The sequence below is a fragment of the Horticoccus luteus genome, assembly GCF_019464535.1.
Classification (GTDB): domain Bacteria; phylum Verrucomicrobiota; class Verrucomicrobiia; order Opitutales; family Opitutaceae; genus Horticoccus; species Horticoccus luteus.
In genome coordinates, this window is the sequence record NZ_CP080507.1 from 3,955,115 (window position 1) to 3,980,236 (window position 25,122).

Genomic DNA, 25,122 nt, shown 5'->3' on the forward strand with positions numbered 1-25,122 from the left:
CGGCTGAACGCGGTTTTCAGCGGCAGGTCGGCCTGTAATTCGGGCATGGCGCGGGCGGGGCTCAGTTGCCGGCGGTGAGATCGATGCCCTTGAGCTTAAAGTGGGGCGCGGCCGCGAGCAGGTGACGGTCGTTGGAGTAGATCGCCTTGAAGCCGGCTTCGGCAGCGGCGCAAAGGTGGAGGCAGTCGGCAGAGCGGACGAAGAGGGTGGCGGGAAGGGTTTGGTAGGCGGTTTGGGCGCGGGTCAGCAGCGCTTCGGTGATCGGCAGAAAGCTCCACGTGCCGGCGGCGATGTCGTCGGCGAACTGCGCGCATAACTCGCGATGGATCGCCGCGGTGATGGCACCTTCGCGCAATTTGCGGTGAAAGACGGAGGCGACCTCGATGCGTGCGATCTCCGCGCTGGCGATCCGGGGGCTGCGGGTGGCGAACGCCGTTACTTCGGCGTGGCCCGGCTCCGGCAGGTAACACCGCGCGATGAAGGCGCTATCGAAGTAGATCATCGCTCGTCGCGATCCTCGGAAATGATTTGCGTGCTATCCTTGCCGCCGATGGGCCCTGCGGCGAGGAAGCGCTTGAAGCCGGGGCGGAGGCGGCGTTGGGCGAAAGTGACGCCCGTGGGTTCGGTGGCGGGAACGAGGCGGGCGATGGCCTGGCCCCGGTCGGTCACCGTGATGGGCTCGGTCGCGGCGCGGCGCACGTAATGGCCGGTGCGGGTGTGGAGTTCGCGGATGGAGACGGTTTTCATAGCGGTTGTGTCCAATGTGTCACATGGCCGGGCGCGGTCAAGGTGGCGGACGGCAGGCAACCGGGGACGTGAGTGACAATGAGGGTGGAAAGCGAAAACGGGGGAAGAGGAATGGATCTGGCATGCACGGTCTGGCGCCCGGGGGCGGATTCGAAGTTGGGCAAGCGAAATTGGGCTCGAGCAAGCAAGGTTCAGTCGACCGGCGAGAAGAGCCCGAGGCCAAAGTGGGCGGCGTAGCCTAAAGCCAAGGGACCAGCAATTGGCCTAAGAAACGTGAGTCTAACACCATAGCTTAGATCCGCCGGAGGGCGCACGCCGTCGCGACGGATTCGCGCGAAGTGACGAAAGCAGACACTTTCGCTCGGTAGGACCTCTATGTTACCCGGCTCGGGGAGCCCGCGGCTGCTAAGTTCGGCCCTGATCTGCCCGTCGAGGGTGTTGCGCCCGTTTTTCTTTTGATGCCGCGGAGGCACGAACGGCGTGAGCGATTGCCAAACTTTCGCTTCACCCAAGACGTGGCGGAGCGCGGGGATTTTCCTTAAATCGTCGAACGAGCCGCTGCCGGCGAAGCGGACCTCCACTTCGCCAACGCCCCCTTTCATATAAGTTTTTCGCAATGAGCGCAGAACATCCTGCGAGGTGCCGGACAGACCACCGGGAGCCCAGACGAGGATGTGGTCGAGGTGGTTGTCCGCAGCCAAGAGCGTGAGCGGAAGGATGTGGGCGTGCAGGTGGCCGGTGATGGGTTTACGCGCGGAATCCAGGCCGATCAGCTCGGCGACCGCCTCGGGGGAATCCGCGACTTTGCCGACTTTGGAGGCGATGGCGCGGTGCAGAAGTTCCGCCTGTGGCAGCGTGCGTTCGCGCAGCGGCATGGGCGAACGGCTGCGAGCGGACGACGAAAGCGCGAGAAGGGCGAACGCCACCGTTTCTCGTGGCCGGGGGACGCGCTTGGGCGGCGGCGCGACGGTAATCGCGTTGCCGACGGGGCGGTCGTAGATGACGAGGCGCGAGCCTGGCGGGGCAGACCAACCGTTTTTCTGCAACCACGAGGTCTCAACGTGGAGCGCGTCGAACAGTGTCGGCGCGGGTGCGGAGTTTTTGGCCTTCGTGCTTTTCGGTTTGGGCAGCGTATTCAGCCACGCGGAGTAGGCGGGCGTGGAAACCGGTGCGATAAGCGCGAGTTGACCGCAGTAGGGCGGGGTCGGCTCATCGGCATCGTGTGGCACGGTCCAGCCGCTGACGGCGGAAGGCGGGGTGGCGGGCGACGTGACGAATTCGCATTCGGTCCACGATTCGGCCCGGCCAAGATAGCCGAGGCGCAAGGCGAGCGCGGCGAAGAGCGCATGTTCGTCCGGTGGCAGATCGACCGGCCAATGCACGAGCAACGGCGCGTGGTCGGGATGAACCACGGCGCGAGCGTCGAGCACGAGCGTCGGCTTCGCGTCGGTGGGCATGTAGTGGCGGGTGTGCGCGCCGGTGGCCGGGGGCAACTTGTAGGCGGGCAACACCGAGGCGAGCCGCTCGATGAGAGAGCGCGCGACCGGTGGCGGAACGCCTTCCTGCCACTCGGGGAGTTTGGCGTAGCCGGTGGCGATGAGCGCGCGCAGGAGCCGCCATGGCGAAGGTGGCCATTCGACCGCGCCTTCGTTCTGGGCCTTGTTCCAGGGAGTCGCGTGATAGTGCCCGCCGATGAAGCGGACGGAAAGCGTGGGCATGGGGTAGCTTCGGTTATTACTCGTTGGAATCGTCCGCCTGGGGCTCGGTGTCGTCGCCCTCGCCTTTGCCCTTGGTCAACTCGTCCTCGTAGGCGACGGTGGTCTGCTTGAGCGCGGCTTGGCTGGCGGCGATGGCGGCTTTTAACTCGGTCTCAAGAGCGTCGAGCGATGGGAGCGTAAAGCCGGCGGGGCGCACGGCGCTGATTTCCTCGATGCTAGCCTCCAGGTCGCATGCGGTGCGAAGACGCAGAGCGCCGGAGAGCAGGGCACGCACCTTGTAAAGCGCGAGGACGATGAGGAGGCGCGTGGCGTTTTCGTCGAGGCCGTAGCCTCGTATCTGATCGAGATCCAAGTTGACGTAGAGCGTGATGTTCTGGGCCGTGTATTCGTCGCGGGAAAAAGGCACATTCCCGAAGCCTTTAGAAGTGTCGCCCTGCGGGTTGACGTGGTCGTTCTTCACGCCGCCGGATGCAGCGACTTCGATGCCGTCGGCTTCGATGAAGGCGGAGAGCGCGCGGGCGATGCGGAGGCGTCCACCGGCGAGCTCCTTTTTCGCGAGAAACACTCCGTGGATGAGGGCGGAGGCGTCATACTTAAACAGGGTTTGTGCGAGGAGGCGGCGGTTGATGGGACCTTCCTCCAAACCGCCGAGCGCAGCTTTAAGTTCGTTAAAGAACGCTTTGTCTTTTTTGCTTTCGAGCAGGTAGGGCGAGTTGATGCGGTGGGATTCGAGGATGGATGAGGTGAGGAATCCGCCTTTGCGCTCGACGCGGATGTAGGAGAGCCCGGCGGCAGCGGCGACCGGAGCCTGCGTGGCGGCATCCCAGATCACGGTCTCCAGACGGTTGGCCATCGACTGCGCGGACTCGACGAGCAACGAGCGACCGTTTCGCGTCTGGTAGGTGGCGGCACCGAGTGAAGGGAAGCCGGTGGGCTGGAAGCGCTCGCCCTGAACGGGACGGAGCGGGATGTTGAAGAGGACGCGGTGGGCGTTCGTGAGGGCGTCGAATGGGATGCTCATGGGCTGGCTTTCTTTTTGGGTTATTGGCTGTTGGCGGTGGAAATGAACGAGCGCGACAGGGCGTCGCGGGATGCGCGGGAAAGGGGAAAGGCGAGGGCGGCGGCGAGCAGCCGAGCGTTGCCTGCGGCGAGCGAGAGAGGCGGGATGTGGCCGTGGGCGCGAAGATGCCGGACGGCATGCCGCGAGGCCTCGGCGAGATCGTCGGAGGCCAACCGGCGGAAAACATCCGCTCGCGCAGGGAGCTCCGTTCGCCAATGGCGGGGCGCGAGACAGAAACGAAAAAGAGCGAAGGTATCGTCGGGCATTTCGTTCGCGGGCGGAACGGGCAGGCGTGGCTTGTCCTTGTAGTCGACCGCCATGAGCGCTCGCGCCAAAGACAGGATGCGCCCGGTGTCGAGCGCCCCGCGCAGGAAGACGGCGACGTCGGCGAGCGACGCAAAGGCACCGGCGTCTTGTCCGATGGACCGCGAGGCCTCTTTTGCCGATTCGACGAGACGGCGATCGAGAAGGGCGATGGCGTCGGCAACAAAATCGCGTCCGGCGCAGACCACGCTGACGCCGCCTTTTTCGTCGAGCTGGTTGCCGTATTTATTCAGAGGCAAGAAGTGTCGGCGGACGCGCTCCTGCGAGGCGAATGCTGCCGCGAGGCGGAACTCGGCGGTGCCGTCGTCCGCCGCCGCGAGCCAGCCGGCGCGCAGCCGGGGCACGATGCCGAATTTGTTTTTGGCGGGCGGGAGCGCGGCGGCGAGGGCGTCGGCTTCGCCCAGGGCGACAAGAACGCTTTGCCAGCGGGCGTGTGACGCGCCGTCGGCGGCGACGACGAGAACCGCGTCGTTCAAGCGCCGGGCGATTTGGACGAGCGACGCGGTAGCGCGCTCGCCGGCGGCTTCGCGGGAGAGGCGGCGGAGAAAACCGTCGATGTCGGAAAGCAGGTCTTGATGCGGCTGGGCGGAGACTTTCCAGCGTCCGAGGGGTACGGCGAAAGTGGATTGGCCGTTGCGCTCGATGTAGCCGTAGCGCTCGAATGCGCTGATGCCGCGGGCGACGCCGAGCCGGGCGATGGCGCGCGCCATGTCCACCGGTTCGCGGGCGGCGTTGCGGCCGAGTTGCGCGCGGCCTTCCGAGAGCAGTGCGCGGATTTCACGCAAGGAGGCGGGGCGCTCCCAAAGAGGGAGCCATTGTTCGCCACGGGCGGATTTCTCCTTGGTCGAAACGGAAGCGTGGCCGATGGCGTTGGCGCGAATGGCGAATGGGGCGGACGCGGAAGATGCTCCGGTGGCGCCCAGGCGACGCGATGCCGCAGCGGAGAACAAGACAGCGCCTTCCATGAAGAGAACGAAGTCCCATGGGTTAACGTTGGCTCTGCCAGCGAGTCCGCTGGAGCTGTTGGCTCCGCCAGCGGCTCCGGGCATGTATTGTCCGATACTGTAAGCGTCGGTGCCGATGACAGCTGCGCCATGAAGCGCGTGTTCAAGCAAGGCGGCGGTATTGGCGAGCGGCGATGCGTCGGACTTTGCGATGTCGAACAGGTCAAGGAAGCGCTGCCGAAAGTTATCGGTGAAATCGAGGTTGCCGTCGTTGCCGCCGGAACCGAGCAGGGACGGGTATCGTGGCGACAAATCGCTGTCCAAGATGACAGCGGCCTCCAGCCATTCGAGATGAGGGCCGCGCCACTTCAGGCGACATTCGGGAATAAATGCTTCTTTCAGCCGCTTGAATTTGCGTTGAACCTCGCCGAGGCGAGCTTTGTAGCCGGGGTCTTTGCGCAAGGCGTCGCGCTGCGCGGCGGGCAGTGACTTCGGTTCGTTTTTGATTACCACCTCGGCCTGCTTGGCCTTGTTCAGATCGTCGCAGAGATCGCGGGCGGCTTTTGCGCCGGCTTGATATCTGACGAGACGTGGTGAGGGCGATTGCTCGAATTGTTTGAGAAAGCCGGCGGCCTTGTCGTTTTTCAGGAATCCCGAGCCTCCGTTCCACGGATCAATCAGCGGAGTGGGCGCGTAGCGCGTGAGGAAAAAGTCGGCGAGCTGTCCGCGAGTGAGCGTGGTGGAGAGGACGAACGCCTCGTTGCGCCAGAATCCGCGCGCGGCGGGGTCGGCTTGCTCGGAAACGAGTCGGAAAACGCCGAGCGCCTTCAAGTAGGAGGCAAGCGGGGTCGGCGAGCAGCCGGTCAGGTGAATATCGTTTAAGGCGCTCATTGGGCGCGGGAAGCGCGGCAGTCGGCGGCGCGCAGGAGGGTTTCAAGGTAGGCGAGGCGGAAGGGCCCGAACTTTTGGAGAAGGCCGAGCACGCGCTCGGTCCAACTCGCGCCAGTCTTGGGCGAGAAGCCGAGGCTGGCGGGATCGAGGGAGAGAGTCGCGTCCGGCAGACCGAGCGGAGCGCCGGGCACGCGATCCTCGTCCATCACGCCGCGAATGGGCATGCGTTCGCCGGCCTTGGCGACGGGGTGATCTTGGTCGGCGGGCGCGGCGGCGAGGCGAGCGCGGACTTTGCCGTGATGCGCGGCCACGAGGTAGAGCAGCAAATCGAAATCCTCGTCGGAAAATTGCACAGGAAGCGAATCGCGCCGGGCGAGCAATGCGAGAGCGGAGGCGAGTTCGTGGCGGAAGCCGGGGCGCGGATCGGTATCGGAATACTTGCCGATTTTGAGCCAATGTCCTTTGGGCGCCTTGGCGGTGTCCTCATCGGGGTTGTCTTTGATTTTGGATTGGAACGCGCGATGCGCCTTTCCAAGATCGTGCCAGCGGGCGGCGTTTTCTAGCACAGGCGAGAGTTCAAGGCCGATTTTCTGAAGCTCGGCGAGGACTTGATCGCTGTGTTCTTGGATGGTCTGGAATGATGCGGCGACGGACTGGGCGTCGGAGTCTTGCCGGGAGTCGGCGATCTCCGCTGGAGAGGCTGGAGGCCTTGGCACGACCGGCACGGGTTTTTTCGAGGCTGGATCGAAACCGGTGGTTTCGGAATAACCGCCTGCGGAGGCCAGTGCGACCAGGGTGACTCCGGGATAGATGTCGTCCTTGTTGCCGACGGGGAGCCATTCGCCATTGAGGTAGTCCCAACGCCAGACAGCGTGCCTGCGCGTTTCGGCAAACTTCTTCGCGTCGCCGATGGGGGCGGAGCACAGTTCAGTCGCCACCGGCGCGTAGTCGGGCGAGGGCTTTTCGGTGATCCACGCGATTTGGCAATCGGTGTCGGAGCCGGAGCGGATGTAGCGGGAGATGTCCAAGTCTGCGCCGCTCAAGTCCGGAGTGGTGTCGAAGAGTTCGTCCACTTCGTGGCGTAGGAGCAGGAAGTCGGGAGAATAAGGATACAGCGCGGCTCGGCGCTCCGGCGTGAGCGTTCCCTCGTGGGCTACGAGCGACTCGATGGAAACATCCGTGAGCTGCTGGAGTTCGTCGCGAGCAGCTTCGAGTTCGGCGAAATCGTAGGGAGCCGCGTTTTTCTCGTCGGCGATGTCCAGAACCACAACTTTGGCGCTGCCGCCGTAACGCGCGGCGCGGCCAAAGCGCTGCACCAGGCTGGTCCAAGGCGCAAGTTCGGTGACGAGCGTGTCGGCGGAGATATCCACGCCGGCCTCGACCACTTGCGTGGCGACGATGACGCGTGGCTTTTCGCCGATGGCGTTGCGACTGAGGAACTGCGAGCGCCAAGTCGCTCGCTCGACGGGACGGAAGCGCGAGTGGATGAGGTGGATATCGGCGGAGGAGGCGAAGGTTTTGTTTTTCGTCAGCACGTCGAAAATCGCGCGGGCACGTTTGACGGTATTGAGGATGACCAACGTGAGGCCGGACGGCGGGATGGCGGCGATGAGCGCGGCGGCTCCTTTTTCGTCTATAGCGGGCGAGAGCGTGAGCGATTTGGCGATGCCGCTGGGTGCCAAAGTGGTGACGGGCGCGGGAAGCGCGGCGAGGATCTCATGCGTGTCAGCCGTTTCAAGCCACGTCGTTTGCAATGTGGCGCTCATCCACCAAGTGCGCGTGTAGTTCGCGGTGGTTCGGAACGCCTGCAGTTGCGCGGACGTGGCAAGCCCCGCACCCATCAACTGGGTTTCGTCGAGGACCCAGAGGGCGTCGTTGTTGAGCAGGCCGAAATGCATCGGCCAGCGAGCGCGGGCCATGCCATAGCCGCGGTTGAGTGCCCGGGAAAGCAGCATGTCCTGCGTGCCGATGAGGATGGCCGGCCGCTCGGGATGTAGATCCCATTCGCGTTTCCCCGCGCTGTTATCCTCGCCGCCCATGAGAATGACCGGAGAGTGAGCCGCAACCCAGCGAAGTTGCTCAATCGTTGCGGCAGAAAGGTTGAGGCCGCCCGAATCAGCGGCCTTTAAAACGTTATCGAGCCAGCGGATGACTTCGTCGCGAGTCTGCTCGACCAAGGTGCGCATCGGCAGACAGTAAACAAGACGACGCGGCCACGACTCGTCACTGAGCAGAATACGGTTCCACAGCCAAGCGAGCACAACGGCGGCGGTTTTGCCGAGGCCGGTGGGGATGCTGATGAGCTGGGATAAGCAGGCGGTGCCGGACTGCAGTGTCGCCGGATCATCGGCGTTGGCCGCAGGGCCGCAGGCGAGACGGCATTGGTAGCCGTAGGGCTGGGGCTTGCCGGTCGCGGTGTGGAAGAAATCGTCAAACGAGGTCATGATTGGAGCTACGTGTGCATCCTCCGAGGTGGTTCACAATTTTCGGCGGCCATTTTCAAAGAGATTTCCGTTCTTCACGACTGGTCGAACGCACGGATGTGCACCCACTCGTCGTCGGGGCAGGCGGCGATCAGGAGCGGATGTACTTCATTGCGACGCGGAGGCCAGACGGCGATCGAGCCGTCGTCATCCGAGATGACGACAGGACCGCCGCGCCCGATAGGAATCGATCCCAGCAGATAGTCTCTCACGACTTTTAGCTGCGCCGTATATTCGACCGGATACCCATTGCCGCCGAGGCCGACAACCGCCGGGGTATGCACCAGCTCGCGCACCCAGTCCAATCCACCGAACCCGCCCACCACCCAATACGCCAGCGTCCGACCTTCCTCCGCCCCAAACGTCGCGGGCCGACTCCGGTCGGACGGCCAGAATTGGCGGAAAACATGAATGCTGAATCCAATCATAAGCGGGTGGTGATCGTCGGCGCGGTCACGGGGTTGAAGCATCGGCGCCGACTATAAAGAGCCGGGTGGGACAAATGCTGTCCCAGGGAATAAAATATTCATATCCTTTCCGGATGGTAACGCCGGCACATTTCAGCGGCGGCGGTGGCGCCGTTTTTCCGCAGCGTGACCGGCGCGAGCCCTTCGGCATGCGCGCCACCGGCGAGCACACGCAGCTCGAAATCGACGAGGCGCGGCATGAAGTTGTTGGTGAACTCGAGGCGTCCGTCGTCGCCGCCGGTGCCGAGGTTCGCGGCGGGCGTGGCCGGCGATGCTGCCGCCGGCTTTGGCGGCTTGCTTGTTCTCGGAGGAATTCTCGGGCGCCTCTTTTGCGCGCGATCTCCGTCGTCGAGGCTTCTCCGAGCGTGGTGAAGATCAACTCGATGTCGGTCATCTGGTCGCGCAAGTTGTCCTTGGGCGAGGCCAGTGCTTTGAAGTCTTTGTATTCCGACGGCGTCATGCTGAACGTGGCTACGAACGGGCGGGCAGTTAACAGGGTTTGCGGCATGAAAACCCAGGGGCAGGCGTTTTTATACAATCGAATCGGCCACCGTCGATATATTTAGTAGCAAACTATCTACATTACGAGCGCCGGTTCCAATGCCGCCCGCCCGTTTCATTCGTGTAATCTCGAACTAAAAGCCGCGAATAAAATTCCGATGCCGTGAGACTCACGCAAACGCATGCTGATATTTTCATTCACTCGATCTACGCGCGCGCGATCCCTGCCGGTGGAAACTCCGAGGCCGGCACACGGGTGGTGGCGCCCGCCTAAAAGTCTTCGGCATATGGAAACCGAAGGCGACCGCTACGGTTCACCAAGAGGGCGAGAGGACGCGAGGATACTATGGCCGCTTCCCTCGCCTTTACTAACTATACACGGTGCTTCTACCGCGTGAGATCCACGGCTTTCCCGTTGCACCCCTGCGCTGCGCGCCAAGAACCCTTCCATGCTTCGCGCGTTCGTCGGGTTGAGCCTTCCCTTGCTCTTCTTGGGCGTCGCCCGTGCCCAAGCCCCGACGGTGGACGTCACGGCGATGACGCCGGCGCCCGCTCTGCGCCTCGCCGCCGGTCAGCCGCTATATTTCCGCGTCGCATATCAGTCCACCCAACCGCTGCGTTTCCAGGCCACCGGTTTTCTCGATTCCCATCCGCGCGATCACCTCGCGATGAACACCGCGCCCGCTTACCCCGCCGGCTCCCACGACGCTCTCATCTGGCTCTCCGGCGATGCCGCGGCACGCGTCGATGAAGTCCGCCTTCGGGTCTTCGATGCCCATTGGACACTGCTGTCAGTCGTCCCCGTCGCGGTGCATGCCGAATGGCATGCCGGCCTCACGCCCGCCCCGACGGCGCCGTGGGCGGCCGCGCTGCTCAGCGCGCAAAAACACCTCCCGCCCCCGCCCGCCGCACGCCACTCGTTTCTCGCCACGCTCTGGAGCGCCTGCGCCACGGTGCTCGTGCCTCTCGCGTTCTTGGCGGTGCCCGCCTACCTGATCATACAAGTCTTCGCACTCGTGAAACTGCGCGGCCCCACCCGCCTGCTATCCGCCCTGCCCTTGGCTTTCATGCTGCCAGTCTACGCGTTCTGCCTCTACGCCCTCAGCCGCGATTCCAACCTCTGGCCGCTCTACGCTATCTTCGGTAGTCCGCTCGCCTTCCTTTTCACACTCGCGGTGTTCATCCGCGCCCGCCGCCACCGACCGGCCTGAATCGCTGAGGCCCGGCCGCCCTCTTCCCTCCCGCCCGTTTCGGTCTTTCGCCATTCGCTGCGGCGGGCGAACGCCCCGCTGCCTTGCCCGCCTCCACGCGTGTCCACCCGCCGCCAGGTTGTGCGTGCCGTCCCGACGCAAAGGCGCAACTTCCCGGCGTTTCGCACGTTTGCGGATGTTTCTCCATAGCCCTTTCAGAAGCGCCCCGATATTCAGCCGCCGCCGGCCTCGCTAGACTTCGTTTCTCGCGCGCCGTCACGACAGACCTTTTCCGGCCGGTCGCGCCGATGCGTCTTTCCTATCGTGCCCAACGAGACGCCTCAGCTCCCGCACTTTCCCCGTCAGCCGCTTTTTCGTCCGAGGAGCACGACCATTTTCCGCGTCCTTTTGCTGGGGGCAGTCCTCGCCGTCGTGAGCTTTGGCGGTGTGGTGCTGCAGGTTTACCATTCGCCTTACTGGAACCGCGTCGGCCTCGCGCCCGACCAGCCTGTCCTCTTCAGCCACCGCCATCACGCGGGCGAGCTGCGCATCGATTGCCGGTTTTGTCACGCCACCGTGGAGACGTCGGCCTTCGCCGGCATGCCGACCACCCAAACCTGCCTCAACTGCCATTCGCAGATCTTCACCGACACCGCGATGCTGCAACCGGTCATCCGCAGCGCCGCCCTCCACCAACCGTTGCACTGGCAACGCGTCACCACGGTGCCCGACTTTGTCTATTTCGACCACAGCATCCACATCGCCAAAGGCGTGAGCTGCACCACGTGCCACGGCGAGATCGGGAAGATGTCGCTCACCGCGAAAGGCGAACCGCTCACCATGCGCTGGTGCATCGACTGCCACCGCAACCCCGCGCCGCGCCTGCGCGCCCCCGAGCAGATTTTTTCCCCGGTCACGCCCGCGACCCGCCTCCCCCCGTCGCCCGTGATCCTCGCGTCGCTCCACACGCAACATCTCACCAACTGCTCCACATGTCATCGGTGAATCCCAGCGCACGATCCGACGAGTTTCCGCCCGGCGCCAGCGAGTGGTCCGATGCGCTCAGCCGCCGCGATTTTCTGCAACTCATGGGCGCCTCGTTCGCTCTCGCCGGCGTGAGCGGCTGCGCGCGCCGCGCGCCGAAAGAACTGGTCCCCGCCGTCACGCCGCCGGAATTTGCCGGCGCCACCCCCGGTGAGATTCAATGGTATGCCAGCGCGATGCCGCTCGAGGGTTACGGTCGCGGGATTCTCGTGCGCGCCAACTCCGGCCGCCCCACCAAGATCGAGGGCAACCCCAGCCACCCCGAAAGCCTCGGCGCCACCGATGTGTTCACGCAGGCCGCCATCCTCTCGCTCTACGATCCCGACCGTTCGCGCGCTCCCCTTCACCGCGCCGATGCCGCCACGTGGAACGCCTTCGAAGATGCCTGGGCCGGCCGTCATCGCGCGTTCGCGTCGAGCCGCGGCCGCGGCCTCGCCCTGCTCACCGAGCCCACCACTTCGCCCACGCTGTTGCGCACGCTGCACGAGTTGCTCGCCGCCCTGCCCGAGGCCCGCTGGTTTCAACACGCCCCACTCGGCCGTTACGATCACGACGGCACGCAGGACGACATCGACTTCGCGCAAGCGGAAGTCGTCTTCGCCGTGCAGAGCGATTGCTTCTACCATCATCCCGCCGCCGTGCGTTACGGCCGCGCCTGGGCCGACCGCCGCCGCGTGAACAACGGCCGCGTGCATCCGCCGCGCCTCTACGCCATCGAGCCCACGCCCAGCGTCACCGGCGCGCTCGCCGACGTGCGCCTCCCCGCCTCACCCGCGCGCCAACGCCGTGTGCTCGCCGCCCTCGCCGCCGCCCTCGGCGGCACCTCCATCCTGACCGCCGATCTCACGGCCGCCGAAACTGAATTCGTGCGCTCGCTCGCTGCGGATGTGCGCGCGCATCCCGGCCACGCCGTGTGCATCGCAGGCCCGGAAGCCGAACCGACCGTGCAAACGTGGGCGGCCGCCTTCAACGCCCGCTCCGGCACCGCCGCCGTTCACCGCCGCGCCACCGTGCGCTCCGACGCCGATCCGCGCGCCGCCGGCGATCTCGCCGCCCTCACTGCCGCGATGACGCGCGGCGAGGTGCAAGGCCTCTTCGTCCTCGAAACGAATCCCGTTTACACCGCGCCGGCCGACCTCGCGTTTGCCGACGCGTTTCGGCGCGTGGAATTTACGGTGCATCTCGGCGAGCACGTCGACGAAACCGCCGCGCTCGCGCAATGGCATCTGCCCGCGGCGAACTTCCTCGAAACGTGGGGCGATCTCCGCGGCTACGACGGCACGCCGTGCCTCCAGCAACCGCTCCTCGAGCCCCTCTACCCTTCGCGCTCGTCCCCCGAACTCGTGCACTTCATTGCCAGCGCGACCACGCGCAACGCCTACGATCTCGTGCGCGCAACCTGGCGACACGCCCCCGAGGCGCCGTCCGACGACCACGCGTTCGAACTGCGTTGGGCGCACTGGCTGGAGCGCGGCGTCATCGATGACACCAGCGGAAATCCCGCCGGGTCGCCCGCTCTCGCGGCCGCCAGCGCCGACGCCGCGTCCTCCTCGTTTCCCTCCTTCAACCGCTCGGCGCACGACGATCACGACACCATCACGATCGTGCTCCAACCCGACCCCAACCTGCTCGATGGCCGCTACGCCAACAGCTCCTGGCTCCAGGAACTCCCGAAGCCGCTCACGCACATCGTCTGGGACAACGCCGCGCTCGTCAGCGCCACCTTCGCCGGTCGGCACCGACTCAATTTCGGTGATGTGATCTTGTGCGAAGTCGACGGCGCTTCGGTCGCGGCGCCCGTGTGGATTGCGCCCGGCCACGCTGATGGCGTCATCGCGCTCGCGCTCGGCTACGGCCGCACCAGCGGCGGCGCCACCGCGCCCGGCCACGGTTACGATGCGTTTCGCCTGCGCACCACGCGCGCGCCGTGGGAACGCACCGGCGCCACGCTTCGCAAGCTCGGCGAGCAGCACGCGCTCGTCTGCACCCAGGGTCACTTTTCCATGGAGGGCCGCGACCTCGTGCGCGTCGTCGCCCCGGCCGAGGCGGCGCGCGCCATCGAAGACAAAGCCCCGCAGCCTACGATGCTCCCGGCGTGGAACTACACCGGCTACGCGTGGGGCATGTCGATCGATCTCGGCACCTGCCTCGGCTGCAACGCCTGCATCATCGCGTGCCAGGCCGAGAACAACATCGCCGTCGTCGGCAAGGACCAGGTTTCCCGCGGCCGCGAGATGCACTGGCTGCGCATCGATCGCTACTACGATGGCGACGCCGCCAACCCCCGCATCCTCCACCAGCCCGTGCCGTGCATGCAGTGCGAAAACGCCCCCTGCGAAGTCGTCTGCCCCGTCGCCGCCACTGTGCACAGCAGCGAAGGCCTCAACGACATGGTCTATAACCGCTGCGTCGGCACGCGCTACTGCTCCAACAACTGCCCTTACAAAGTCCGCCGCTTCAACTTCCTCGATTACCGCCAGCCGCGCGACTCCACGCTCTACCTCCAGGCCAACCCCAACGTCACCGTCCGCGAACGTGGCGTCATGGAGAAATGCACCTACTGCGTGCAACGCATCAACACCGCGCGCATCACCGCCGAAAAGGAAAGCCGCCGCATCCGCGACGGTGAAATCCGCACCGCCTGCCAGCAGGCCTGCCCCGCCGATGCGATCGTCTTCGGCGACATCCACGATCCCGCCAGCCGCGTCGTGCAACGCAAAGCCGAGCCGATCGACTACACGTTGCTCCGCGAACTCAACACCCGGCCGCGCACCACTTACCTCGCGCGCGTCATCAACGCTCCCACGCCCGCGGCCCCTGCCGGCGTTTCCTCGGCGGGCTGATCCTTTTGCGCCATGGCCTCGCCTCCCACTCAGCCCAACCCCGCCGACGCCGCGCTCGTCGGCCCCGGTGAGACGCCGACCACCGTCACCGCGCGCATCAGCGCCCTGCCGCTCGCTCACCCGCATCCGCGTTTCTGGTGGATCGGATTTCCGATCGCGTTTGTCGGCGTGCTGATCCTCTGCGCTTCGATCGGTTGGCTCTTCATCCGCGGCATCGGCGTCTGGGGCGTCGACATCCCCGTCGCGTGGGGTTTCGCCATCGTCAACTTCGTCTGGTGGATCGGTATCGGCCACGCGGGCACGCTCATCTCCGCCATCCTCCTCGTGCTCCATCAACACTGGCGCACGTCCATCAACCGGTTCACGGAGGCGATGACGCTCTTCGCCGTGGCCTGCGCCGCGCTCTTCCCGCTGCTGCATCTCGGCCGCCCGCAATACTTCTACTGGTTGCTGCCGTATCCCGACACGATGGGCCTCTGGCCGCAGTGGCGCAGTCCGCTGATCTGGGATGTCTTCGCCGTCAGCACCTACGGCATCGTCTCGCTCCTGTTCTGGTATGTCGGCCTGCTGCCCGACCTCGCCACCTTGCGCGACCGCGCGTTGTCCCGCGCCAAGCAACGCCTCTACGGCCTTCTCTCGCTCGGCTGGCGCGGCGACGCCCGCCACTGGCGGCACTACCAAAAACTCTACGTGCTGCTCGCCGGCCTCGCGACGCCGCTGGTCGTTTCCGTGCACAGCATCGTCGGCCTCGATTTCGCCATCGCGATTCTCCCCGGCTGGCACTCGACGATCTTTCCGCCGTATTTCGTCGCCGGCGCCATCTACTCCGGCTTCGCGATGGTGCTCACGCTCGTCATCCCGTTGCGCGCCGTTTACGGGCTCAAGAGCTACATCACCGCCCGTCATCTCGATCTCATGGCCAAGGTGCTGATGGCGACCGGCTGGATGGTCGTCTACGGCTACTTCAGCGAATTTTTCGCCGCGTGGCGCACCCACGATTTGTTCGAACGCTACATGATGGTGAACCGCCTCGCGGGCCCCTACGCGCCGTGGTTCTGGCTGCTGCTCATCTGCAATCTCGGCGCCGTCCAAATCCTTTGGATCCCGACCCTGCGCCGCAACGTCATCGTGCTCTTCATCATTTCGCTGATCGTGAACGTCGGCATGTGGCTCGAACGTTTCATCATCGTCGTTACGAGCCTCCACCGCGATTTTCTGCCGTCGTCGTGGGGCATGTATCGGCCGACGTTCTGGGACTGGTCCACGCTGCTCGGCACCTTCGGCCTCTTCGTGGCGCTGCTGTTTCTCTTCATCCGTTATCTGCCCGCGATCTCGATGGCGGAGATGCGCGGCCTCGTCACCGGCAAGGAGGGCAAGGGATGAGCGCGGCTCTCCATGGCGTGGCGGCCTGCTTCACAACGCCCGACGAATTTCTCGCCGCGCTCGAAGGCGTGCGCACCGCCGGCTACGATCGCGTGGAGGCCAACGTGCCTTTCGCCGTCGAAGGCATGGATGAACTCCTCCCCGGCCCCCGCACGCCGATGGCGCGCATCGTGCTCATCGCCGGCCTCATCGGCGGCGGCGGCGCGTATTTCATGCAATGGTTTGCCGCGCGCGATTACGCCTACGATGTCGGCAGCCGCCCGCTGCACAGCTGGCCCGCGTTTGTGCCGGTGACGTTTGAGCTCACGATCCTCACCGCCACCATCATCGGCGTGCTCGGCCTTCTCTGGCTCGCCGGTCTGCCGCGCCTCGATCACCCGATGTTCGCCGCGCCCGGCTTCGAGCGCGCATCGCAGGACCGCTATTTTCTGTGCGTGCGCGCCGACGATCCGCAGTTCAACGCCGCTGATCTCGCCGCGCTCTTCCACACGTTCAAAGCCGAACTCGTCGCGGAGGTGCCCGCATGATCTCCACCGCCTCACGCTCCACCGCGCCGCGCCCGCCGCTTCGCTCGCTGTCCGCCGGGCTCCTCCTCGCACCCGCGCTCCTGCTCGCCCTCGCCGGCTGCGACAACATGAAGGACCAGGCGAACTATCGCCCGCTCGACCCCGCGCCGCACTTCGCCAACGGCACCGCCATCGTCCGCCCGCCGGCGCACACCGTCGCGCGCGGCTCGCCGCCGCCGGGCGATCCGGTCACCACCGGTTTTCACGACGGCCAGCCGCTTGCACACAGCCCGGTGCCGTTCACGCGCGACCTGCTGCTGCGGGGACGCGACCGCTTCAACATTTACTGCATCGTGTGCCACGGCGAGGACGGCTACGGCCGCGGCATCGTTGTGCGCCGCGGCTTTCCGCCGCCGCCTTCGTATCACGAAAACCGCCTGCGCGCCGCGCCCGACGGGCATTTGTTCGACGTCATGACGCGCGGCTATGGTGCAATGCTGCCCTACTCCGACCGTCTCTCGCCGCAGGATCGCTGGGCCATCGTCGGCTACATCCGCGCGCTCCAGCTCAGCCAGCACGCCACGCTCGCCGACGTGCCGGCGACGGCCCGCGCCGCCCTCAAGCCATGAACGCCGTCATCCACCAACGCCTCACCCGCGTGCGCCGCCTGCTCGTCGGCGGCGCCGTGCTCGGCGTGCTCGTCGCCCTCGCGTGCGGCTGGGCGACGCCGGCGGCCGTGGCGCCGGCGTATCGATTCGCCATCTTCGCCTGTCTTGCGCCGGCGCTGGGATCGCTCCTGTTTGCGTTGATCCATCAACTCACCGGCGGACAGTGGGCCGGAGCGTTGTCGCCCTTTCTTGCCGCAGGCTATCGCCTCGCGCCGTGGTTGTGGTTGCTCGTGCTGCCGCTGCTCGCCTTCGTGCCGCACACGCCGCAAACCTGGCCGCTTTACGACAGTCGCGGCATGATGGCGATTCGCGCCGGGATCTACGCCATCGTCCTGTTCTTCATCACCGCGAAACTCGGACGGCACGGTCTCGCGCCGCGCTGGGTCGGCCCCGCCGGCATGATCGTCCTCGTCTTCATGCTGCACATCCTCGCGGAAGACTGGTTGGGCTCGCTCGACGCGAACTGGCACTCCACCGCCTTCGCCCTCGTGTGGATGACCGGGATTGCGTTGTCCGGCCTCGCCGCCGCCATCCTCGCCGCCCTCGCATTTGGCGTCCCGCCTCACGCGCCCTATGGCGGCACGCGCGCGATCGGCCTCGATCTCGGCGACCTCATGATGGCGACGCTCCTCTTCTGGTGCTACGTCGCGTTCGCGCAGTTTCTCATCATCTGGGCCGGCAACATGCCGGAGGAGACGTCGTGGTTTCTCCGCCGCCTCCACGGTCCGTGGCGGTTTGTCCCGCTCACGCTCGCCGTCTTTCACTTCGTGCTGCCGTTCGCGATTCTGCTTTCGCGGCCGTGGAAACGCACCGTCGGCGGCCTCGCCCTCGCCGCCTGCCTGCTCATCGGCGCGCAACTTCTCTACACCGCGTGGATTTTCCTGCCCGTTCTGCCGGTGCATGGCTGGGCCGGCTTCGGCCTCGCCGCCGCGCTGCTGCTCTGCGGCGCCACGTGCTTCGCGCACCGCTACCTCGCCCTCGTGCAATCGCATTTGGAAACGTCGCCATGAGCTCCGCCGCCGAACTTCCGCCCGAACGCGCCGAACCCACCGACGGTCTCCCGCACGTCGTGGTCATCACCGGCATCGGCCTCGCGGTCGGCCTTGCGCTCTGTCTGCTCGCCGCCTCCTGGATCTACGTGGCGCGTTACAACCTCCCCTCCGCCCGCGCCGCCGGGCCGGAGTCCTCCTTTCAACACGCCCCGCACGCGCGCACCAGCATCGAGCACGACTGGCAGGCGCAAGATGCCGCCGTGCGCGCGCATCTCGACACCTATGGCTGGGTCGACCGCGCCGCCGGGATCGTCCGCATTCCCATCAACCGCGCGATCGACGTGCTCGCGACCGACGCCCCCGCGTCTCCGCCGAAAGACCACCGATGAACGCCCGCGCCCTCCTTCTCTTTCCCGCCCTCGCCGCCGTGCTCGCGCTGCCCGCCCGCGCGACCGTGTCGGCCGTCGCGCCCGGCGTGAACTTCGAGCAACGCATCGGCGAACAACTTCCGCTCGCCTTGGAGTTCACCGACACGCAGGGCGAGCGCCACGCGTTGCGCGATTACTTCGGCACGGAGCCGGTTGTGCTCTACTTCGGCTACGCCAAATGCCCGCAACTCTGCTCGCTCGTCGCCGATGGCACCGTCTCCGCGCTCCGCCAGATCCGCCCCGCGGTGGGCCGCGATCTCACCGTCATCTCCATCAGTCTCGATCCGACGGAAACGCTCGATGAATCCCGCGAGCGCCAGACCAACGCCGTGCGACGCTACGGCCACACCGGCGCGCCGACCGGCTGGGTTTTTCTCACCGGCGACCACGCCGCGATTCGCGCCGCCGCCGATGCCGTCGGCTTTCACTACACCTACGATCCGCGCTCCAAACAATACGCGCACCCCAGCGGTTTCGTCGTGCTCACATCCAGCGGCGTCGTGTCGCGTTATTTTCTCGGCCTGGATTTTCCCGCGCCCGATGTCGTGCGCGCCATCAATCGCGCCGCCGCCGGCAAGACCGGCCTGCCCGTTTACGATTTGCTCCTGCTGTGCTTTCACGGCGGCGGCATCACCGGCGCCTATGGCCAGCTGATCTGGCGCGCGTTGACGGTCGCGGTGGTGCTCACGGTCGTGACGCTCTTCGGCGGCATCGCGTGGATGCTGCGCGCCGAATTCCGCGCGCGACGTCTGCAGGAGGGTCGACCATGAACGCGTTCTTCGCGTTTGGCGGCATGATGGAGCGGCTGCCGCAGGGCAGCACGATCGCGCCGCGCGTCGATACCGCGTTCATCGGTTTGCTCATCCTGAGCGGCCTGTTGATCGCGTTGCTCCTCGGCCTGAATCTCGTGTTTCTCATCCGCTACCGCCGCGGGTCCCCCGCCCCGCGTCCGCCGCTGACGTTCGCCACGTGGAAACTCGAAGCCGGCTGGATCACCGCCACCACCGTGGTCTTCCTCGGCATCTTCGTCTGGGGCGCGCGGATCTATCTCGATATGGAACGCCCGCCGCCCGACGCCTACACGATCGACGTCGTCGCGCGCCAATGGATGTGGGACATCCGCCATCCCAACGGCCGGCGCGAGTTCGATACGTTGCACGTGCCCATCGGCCGGCCCATCCGGCTGCGCATGACGTCGGAAGACGTGATCCACAGCCTCTTCATTCCCGCGTTTCGCGTGAAGCAGGACATCGTCCCCGGCCGCACGATCAGCACGTGGTTTCAAGCCACGCAGACCGGACACTTTCATCTCTTCTGTTCGCAATACTGCGGCACGCAACACGCCGCCATGATCGCCGAGGTCATCGCGCAAACCCCCGAGGACTACGCCACGTGGCTCGAAGCGGGCAACCACGACGGCTCCCTCGGCGATCGCGGCCGGCAGTTGTTCGTCCACTACGGCTGCAGCGGCTGCCACTCGTCCGAATCCAATGTCCACGCACCCTCCCTCGCCGGTCTCTACAACCACCGCGTGCCGCTCGATGGCGGCCAGTTCGTGCGCGCCGACGAGGCCTATCTCCGCGACTCCATTCTCGAGCCCGGTAAACAAGTCGCCGCCGGTTACACGCCCATCATGCCGTCGTTCAAAGGCGTGATTCCGGAGGGCGATCTCATCGAGCTCATCGCCTACTTGAAATCCCTCGGCGACCAAACCCCCGCGCCCGTCCCGGCGCCTGCCCGGCCATGAGCACTTCTCCGCTTCCTCCGCCCGACGTCGCGCCGATGCCCGACTACCTCGCCGCCGGCCACACCGTGCGCTCGTGGCTCTGCACGCTCGATCACAAACGCATCGGCGTGCTGTATATGTTTACGATCACGTTCTTCTTCGCCATCGCCGCCGCCGCCGCCGCGCTGATGCGTTGGGAGTTGCTCACGCCGCAGGCCGATCTCGTCACGTCCGACATCTACAACCGCCTCTTCACCGTCCACGGCGTGCTGATGGTGTGGTTCTTCCTCATCCCTTCGATCCCGGCGGTGATCGGAAACTTCATTCTGCCGCTGATGATCGGCTCGCGCGACGTGGCGTTTCCCCGGCTCAATCTCGCGAGTTGGTATGTCTTCGTCGCCGGCGGCCTGCTCGCGCTTTACGCCATCGTCGCGGGCGGCGTCGACACCGGCTGGACGTTCTACACGCCCTACAGCAGCACTTACTCCAACGGCAAAGTGATGCTCATGGCCGCGGGCATTTTCGTCGCGGGATTTTCCTCCATCGCCACCGGCCTCAACTTCATCGTCACGATCCACAAGCACCGCGCGCCCGGCCTCACGTGGTTTCGCCTGCCGCTCTTTGTGTGGTCGCTCTACGCCACGAGTCTGATCCTCGTGCTCGCGACCCCCGTCCTCGCCATCACGCTGCTGCTCGTCGTGCTCGAACGCGGATTCGGCGTCGGTATTTTCGATCCGAAACTCGGCGGCGACCCGCTCCTGTTTCAACACCTGTTCTGGTTCTACTCCCATCCCGCCGTCTACATCATGATTCTCCCGGGCATGGGTGTCGTCAGCGAAACCATCGCCGCCTTCGCCCGCAAACGCGTCTTCGGTTATCACATCGTGGCGATGTCGAGCCTCGCCATCGCCATTCTCGGCTTCCTCGTATGGGGCCATCACATGTTTGTGAGCAGCCAGTCGGTTTACGCCGGCCTCGTGTTCTCGCTGCTGAGCTTCCTCGTGTCGGTGCCGTCCGCCATCAAGGTCTTCAACTGGACCGCCACGCTGCATCGCGGCTCGATCAGCTTTGAAACGCCGCTCCTCTACGCCCTCGGCTTCATCGGCCTCTTCACGATCGGCGGCCTCACCGGCCTCTTCCTCGCCACGCTGCCGATCGACGTGCACGTGCACGACACGTATTTCGTCATCGCGCATTTTCACTACATCATGGTCGGCGGCATGGTCATGGCCTACATGGGCGCGCTGCACTACTGGTGGCCCAAAATCTCCGGCCGCCTTTACCACGAGTGGACCGCGCGCATCACCGCGCTGATCATCTTCGCCGGCTTCAACCTCACGTTCTTCCCGCAATTCGTGCTCGGTTACATGGGCATGCCGCGCCGTTACCACATCTATCCGCCCGAATTTCAGGCGCTCAACGTCCTCTCCACCGCGGGCGCCACCATCCTGGGCCTCGGCTACGTGCTACCGTTGTTTTATCTCACCTGGTCGTTTTTCTTCGGCCCAAAGGCCGGCCCCAATCCGTGGGGCGCCACCGGCCTCGAATGGAAAGTGGCATCGCCCGCGCCGCAGCACAACTTCGTCGAAACCCCGATCGTGACGACGGAGCCCTATAACTATCCCGTCGATCCCGCCGCGTCATGAGCTCGACCGCCGAACAATCCCGCGCCGCCGCCGCGATCGCCGCGGCCGAGCAACGCTCCGCCGCGAATCATCTCGGCATGTGGACGTTTCTCGCGACCGAGATCCTGTTCTTCGGCGGGCTCCTCGCCGCCTACGCCATCTATCGGCACGCGTATCCCGAGGCGTTTCGCATCGGCAGCAGTCACCTTGAATATTGGATCGGCACGACCAACACCGCCGTCCTGCTCACCAGCAGTCTCTTCATGGCGCTGGGCGACCGCGCCATCAAACTCGGCGACCGCCGTGCGCTCCGGTGGTGCCTCCTCGCCACCGCCCTCCTCGGCGCCGCGTTCATCTGCCTCAAGGGTTACGAGTATTGGGGGATGTATCGCGAGCATCTCGTGCCGGGGATCAACTTCCACCTCGATTCCGCATGGGCGCCGCAAGTGCAGCTTTTCACGTTCTTCTATTTCGCCCTCACCGCGCTCCACGCCGTGCACATGCTCATCGGCCTCGGACTGATTTCCTGGCTGCTCTGGCTGAATCACCGCGCGCGCCTTTCCGCCGTCCACACCGCGCCCGTCGAAATCGTCGGCCTTTACTGGCACTTCGTGGACTGCGTGTGGGTGTTTCTCTATCCCCTCCTCTACCTGGTCGCGCACCGCTGATCATGAAGACCGAACCGCAACTTTCTGTCCGTGCGATCTTCGGCGTTTTCATCGCCCTCATGGTGCTGCTCGCGTTGACCGCGCTCGCGGACTACCTGCCGCCGAGCCGCTGGGCGCTGCCCATTTCTCTCACGATCGCGGTCGCGAAGATGGCGCTGATTTTCCTCTTCTTCATGCACCTGCGTTATCAACGCGGCATGGTGCGCATCGCCGCCGCGGCGGGCTTCTTCTGGTTGGCGATTCTGCTGACGCTCACCTTCGGCGACTACCTCACGCGCGGCTGGGTCGCGCAATAGACTGGGACCGCCGCCGCCCCGCCCTTCGTTCCGCGGCGCACCGAACTCCACCGCCCCCAGCCTGACTGTTCTTTTATGCTCCGGCTCTCTGCTCTCTGGATTTCGCTCCGGTCCAGCCTTTGGTTCATCCCGTCCATCATCGTCGTCGGCTCGATGCTGGCGGCCGACGGTCTGGTCGAGGCCGGCGCGCGCATTCCCGCACTCTCGCAAGCGCAACTCCCGCGGATCTTCGGGTTCGGCGCCGAAGGCTCTCGCGCCATGCTCTCGGCCATCGCCACGTCGATGATCACCATCGCCGGCGTCGCGTTTTCGATCACGATCGTCGCGCTCTCCCTCGCCTCGAGCCAGTATTCTCCGCGCGTGCTGCGCCAGTTCATGCGCGATCGCGCGAACCAAGGCGTGCTCGGCATTTTCGTCGGCGTATTCGCCTTTTGCCTCACCCTGCTCCCGCGCATTCGCGGCGGGGACGCCCACGCTTTCGTCCCGGCGCTCGCCGTCGCGTGCGGCGTGGTTTACGCACTCGTCGGCGTCGGCTGCCTCATCTTTTTCATCCACCATGTGGCCACCTCCATCCAGGTGTCCTGCATCGTCGCCGACATCGCCGCAGAAACACGCCGCGCCGCCGACCACGTCTTTCCCGCCGAGCCGGCCTCCAGCAATCCGACCCGGTCGCCGTTGCCTGATTCCGACTGGCACCCCGTGCTGGCGCCGGCCTCGGGCTACATTCAATTGATCGATGAGCGCGCCTTGCTCCGCGCCGCCGTGAAACACGATCTCGTCATTCGCTCCGAGCTGCCCATCGGCGAATTTGTCGTCGCCAGCGCACCCTTGCTCGTCGTCGCCGGAACCAACGCCGCCGATCCCGAGGCGCTGCGTGACCTTAAATCCGCGATCACGCTCAGCCGCGCCCAAACCGTTGAGCAGGACGTCCTGTTCGGCATGCGCCAGATCGTCGACGTCGCCCTGCGCGCGTTGTCGCCCTCGCTCAACGATCCCACGACCGGCGCACTCTGCATCGAATACCTCACCACGATCCTGCAGCCGCTCGTTTCGCGTCCACTGGGCGATGCCGTGCATTGCGTCGAAAAACGCCCCCGCGTGCACGTGCGCCGGCCCGACTTCGCCGCGCTGCTCGACCACACGTTCGGCGAAATCCGCGTGCACGCAGGCTCCGAACTGCTCGTTTACGAAGCGTTGTTGCGCGGGCTCTCCCTGCTCGCTGAAGCCGCCGTGGATCCGGCGCGCCGCGCAGTCCTCGCTCAAGAAGCCTCCGAGGTTCGCGCCAGCATCATCGCGCATCTGCCCCTTCCGCGCTCTACGGTGCTGCGGACGCGCGCCCAAGCGCTCGTCATCGCGCTCAACGCCCCGGGCGCCACCGCTTTGGTTTCGTCCGCGTAATCGCCCCCGCGCTGCGGCACTCGTGTGCGCCCGGGGCGCTCGTTCAATGTGAGCCCACTCGTCTCACGCCGCCACGCCGGGACTCTCCAGCGTATCCTCCACGTAAAGGTTTTTAACGAGCGCCAGCACCACGACCGCCAGCGGCGACGCAAAAATCATCCCGATCGGGCCAAAGAGAATCGCGGCCGCCAATGTCGCCACCAACGAGATCACCGGCGGGAGCCGCACCGCCCACCGTTGCAGCAGCGGAATCAAGACGTTGCTCTCCAGCGTCTGCACCACGACGTAGAGGATCACCACCGACAACACCATCTTCGGGCTCTGCGTAAACGCCACGAGCACCCCGGGAATCGCGAAGAGGATCGGTCCCACCACCGGCACGAACTCCAACACGGCCGCGATGAGGCCGAGCAACAACGCCAGGGGCACGCCCAAGATCGCCAGCCCCGTGCCCACCGCCACGCCCACGACCGCCATGGCGACCAGTTGCGCGAGCAGCCACTTCTGCAGATCCGCGCCAGCTTCCTCCAGCGCCGACTTCACCTGCGGCCGCCGACCCGGTGGCAGCAGCCGCAGAAAGCCCCGGAGATATTCTCCCGGATCGATCGCGAGATAGATGCTCACGAACAGCATCAACAGCATATCCGCCGCGCCCGCGAGCAGCGCCCCTGCCGCGAGTCCCACGCGCGACACCGCGTCGCCGCTGTTCATCGCCTGGTGCACCGATCGCACGACCGAACGTCCGGTATCCGACGCCTGCAGGTGCGTTTTGATCTCCTGAATCGAGCGGGGAATCGTCTGCTGCAACTGCGCAAACTGTTCCGACGCCTGCGCGCCAAACGCCCACGCCGCGCCGATGAAGACCACGAGAAACACCACCACCACCAGCACCACGCTCTTCTTCTCCGAAAGTTTGGTCCACCGCGCCACCGGCACCGCGATCCCGCGCCAAGCCGCCGCGCCCACCACGCCGCCGAACGCTACGATCGCAACTTCGCTCGTTTTCCACAGCAGTAATCCCAGCGCCACCAGCGCCAGCCCGATTAATATGAAACGCGTGGCCGTTTGCGTTTTGGTCATCGAAGGGCGTCGCGGCATGGAGGTGCACCCGCAGACGGGCGTCGGCCATTGGACCCGCGTTTCGCATCCGCGTTCTTGGCCATCGCCGGGGAGCGCTCCGACGCTGCATGCGACTGCCGCGGCCCCAACCCACGATCCGC

Annotated in this window: 23 protein-coding genes; 15 read left to right on the forward strand and 8 right to left on the reverse strand. The window is 65.6% G+C overall.

What is annotated here, in order from left to right:
- Window positions 1–61 precede the first annotated feature (61 nt).
- The 7 genes from K0B96_RS16030 to K0B96_RS16060 all read right to left on the reverse strand — a co-directional run bounded on the left by K0B96_RS16030 (window position 62) and on the right by K0B96_RS16060 (window position 8,637).
- Window positions 62–502 (reverse strand): type II toxin-antitoxin system VapC family toxin, encoded by a 441-nt coding sequence (locus K0B96_RS16030; protein ID WP_220161895.1) that lies wholly within the window; start codon window positions 500–502, stop codon window positions 62–64.
- A complete protein-coding gene (locus tag K0B96_RS16035; protein ID WP_220161896.1) occupies window positions 499–747 on the reverse strand; it encodes a type II toxin-antitoxin system Phd/YefM family antitoxin in 249 nt (82 codons plus the stop codon). Before K0B96_RS16035 ends, K0B96_RS16030 begins: the two co-directional genes overlap by 4 nt.
- A 191-nt stretch (window positions 748–938) precedes the next feature.
- Window positions 939–2,465: a type I-G CRISPR-associated protein Csb2 gene (gene csb2, locus K0B96_RS16040; protein ID WP_220161897.1), complete on the reverse strand. Its 1,527-nt coding sequence runs from the start codon at window positions 2,463–2,465 to the stop codon at window positions 939–941.
- Between the two features lie 16 nt (window positions 2,466–2,481).
- Window positions 2,482–3,486: a type I-G CRISPR-associated RAMP protein Csb1/Cas7g gene (gene cas7g / locus K0B96_RS16045; protein WP_220161898.1), complete on the reverse strand. Its 1,005-nt coding sequence runs from the start codon at window positions 3,484–3,486 to the stop codon at window positions 2,482–2,484.
- A gap of 20 nt (window positions 3,487–3,506) precedes the next feature.
- Window positions 3,507–5,684 (reverse strand): type I-G CRISPR-associated protein Cas8g1/Csx17, encoded by a 2,178-nt coding sequence (gene cas8g1 / locus K0B96_RS16050; protein ID WP_220161899.1) that lies wholly within the window; start codon window positions 5,682–5,684, stop codon window positions 3,507–3,509.
- Window positions 5,681–8,128 (reverse strand): type I-G CRISPR-associated helicase/endonuclease Cas3g, encoded by a 2,448-nt coding sequence (gene cas3g, locus K0B96_RS16055; protein ID WP_220161900.1) that lies wholly within the window; start codon window positions 8,126–8,128, stop codon window positions 5,681–5,683. The genes cas8g1 and cas3g overlap by 4 nt, the downstream gene beginning before the upstream one ends.
- Before the next feature lie 74 nt (window positions 8,129–8,202).
- Window positions 8,203–8,637 (reverse strand): hypothetical protein, encoded by a 435-nt coding sequence (locus tag K0B96_RS16060; protein WP_220161901.1) that lies wholly within the window; start codon window positions 8,635–8,637, stop codon window positions 8,203–8,205.
- Window positions 8,638–8,708: 71 nt separating this feature from the next.
- Between K0B96_RS16060 and K0B96_RS16065 the strand changes: the two genes are divergently transcribed.
- The 15 genes from K0B96_RS16065 (at window position 8,709) to K0B96_RS16135 (ending at window position 23,902) form a co-directional block, all read left to right on the forward strand.
- Window positions 8,709–9,200 (forward strand): hypothetical protein, encoded by a 492-nt coding sequence (locus tag K0B96_RS16065; protein ID WP_220161902.1) that lies wholly within the window; start codon window positions 8,709–8,711, stop codon window positions 9,198–9,200.
- Window positions 9,201–9,584: 384 nt separating this feature from the next.
- Window positions 9,585–10,346: a hypothetical protein gene (locus tag K0B96_RS16070; protein ID WP_220161903.1), complete on the forward strand. Its 762-nt coding sequence runs from the start codon at window positions 9,585–9,587 to the stop codon at window positions 10,344–10,346.
- A gap of 303 nt (window positions 10,347–10,649) precedes the next feature.
- Window positions 10,650–11,330: a cytochrome c3 family protein gene (locus K0B96_RS16075; RefSeq protein WP_220161904.1), complete on the forward strand. Its 681-nt coding sequence runs from the start codon at window positions 10,650–10,652 to the stop codon at window positions 11,328–11,330.
- Window positions 11,318–14,212, forward strand: coding sequence for a Fe-S-cluster-containing hydrogenase (locus K0B96_RS16080; protein ID WP_220161905.1), 2,895 nt, complete (start codon window positions 11,318–11,320; stop codon window positions 14,210–14,212). The genes K0B96_RS16075 and K0B96_RS16080 overlap by 13 nt, the downstream gene beginning before the upstream one ends.
- Before the next feature lie 12 nt (window positions 14,213–14,224).
- Window positions 14,225–15,595 (forward strand): NrfD/PsrC family molybdoenzyme membrane anchor subunit, encoded by a 1,371-nt coding sequence (gene nrfD, locus K0B96_RS16085; RefSeq protein ID WP_220161906.1) that lies wholly within the window; start codon window positions 14,225–14,227, stop codon window positions 15,593–15,595.
- Window positions 15,592–16,122: a DUF3341 domain-containing protein gene (locus K0B96_RS16090; protein WP_220161907.1), complete on the forward strand. Its 531-nt coding sequence runs from the start codon at window positions 15,592–15,594 to the stop codon at window positions 16,120–16,122. Before nrfD ends, K0B96_RS16090 begins: the two co-directional genes overlap by 4 nt.
- Entirely contained in the window at window positions 16,119–16,730 is a 612-nt protein-coding gene (locus K0B96_RS16095; RefSeq protein ID WP_220161908.1) for a c-type cytochrome, read from the forward strand. The genes K0B96_RS16090 and K0B96_RS16095 overlap by 4 nt, the downstream gene beginning before the upstream one ends.
- Complete coding sequence (locus tag K0B96_RS16100; protein WP_220161909.1) at window positions 16,727–17,779, forward strand: hypothetical protein; 1,053 nt, start codon at window positions 16,727–16,729, stop codon at window positions 17,777–17,779. Before K0B96_RS16095 ends, K0B96_RS16100 begins: the two co-directional genes overlap by 4 nt.
- Window positions 17,776–18,150, forward strand: coding sequence for a hypothetical protein (locus K0B96_RS16105; protein ID WP_220161910.1), 375 nt, complete (start codon window positions 17,776–17,778; stop codon window positions 18,148–18,150). The genes K0B96_RS16100 and K0B96_RS16105 overlap by 4 nt, the downstream gene beginning before the upstream one ends.
- The gene (locus K0B96_RS16110) at window positions 18,147–18,959 is read left to right on the forward strand and encodes an SCO family protein (protein WP_220161911.1); all 813 of its coding nucleotides are present in this window, start codon (window positions 18,147–18,149) and stop codon (window positions 18,957–18,959) included. The genes K0B96_RS16105 and K0B96_RS16110 overlap by 4 nt, the downstream gene beginning before the upstream one ends.
- Window positions 18,956–19,936 (forward strand): cytochrome c oxidase subunit II, encoded by a 981-nt coding sequence (gene coxB, locus K0B96_RS16115; RefSeq protein WP_220161912.1) that lies wholly within the window; start codon window positions 18,956–18,958, stop codon window positions 19,934–19,936. The genes K0B96_RS16110 and coxB overlap by 4 nt, the downstream gene beginning before the upstream one ends.
- Window positions 19,937–19,971: 35 nt before the next feature.
- On the forward strand, window positions 19,972–21,561 hold the full coding sequence (locus K0B96_RS16120) for a cytochrome c oxidase subunit I (protein WP_345779936.1): 1,590 nt from the start codon (window positions 19,972–19,974) through the stop codon (window positions 21,559–21,561).
- Window positions 21,558–22,208, forward strand: a complete 651-nt coding sequence (locus K0B96_RS16125) for a cytochrome c oxidase subunit 3 (protein WP_220161914.1) — start codon at window positions 21,558–21,560, stop codon at window positions 22,206–22,208. The genes K0B96_RS16120 and K0B96_RS16125 overlap by 4 nt, the downstream gene beginning before the upstream one ends.
- A 2-nt stretch (window positions 22,209–22,210) precedes the next feature.
- A complete protein-coding gene (locus K0B96_RS16130; RefSeq protein WP_220161915.1) occupies window positions 22,211–22,504 on the forward strand; it encodes a cytochrome C oxidase subunit IV family protein in 294 nt (97 codons plus the stop codon).
- 75 nt (window positions 22,505–22,579) lie between these two features.
- On the forward strand, window positions 22,580–23,902 hold the full coding sequence (locus tag K0B96_RS16135; RefSeq protein WP_220161916.1) for a DUF2254 domain-containing protein: 1,323 nt from the start codon (window positions 22,580–22,582) through the stop codon (window positions 23,900–23,902).
- 63 nt (window positions 23,903–23,965) lie between these two features.
- Here the strand turns inward: K0B96_RS16135 and K0B96_RS16140 are convergent, their stop codons facing one another.
- A complete protein-coding gene (locus K0B96_RS16140; RefSeq protein ID WP_220161917.1) occupies window positions 23,966–24,982 on the reverse strand; it encodes an AI-2E family transporter in 1,017 nt (338 codons plus the stop codon).
- Window positions 24,983–25,122: the final 140 nt, after the last annotated feature.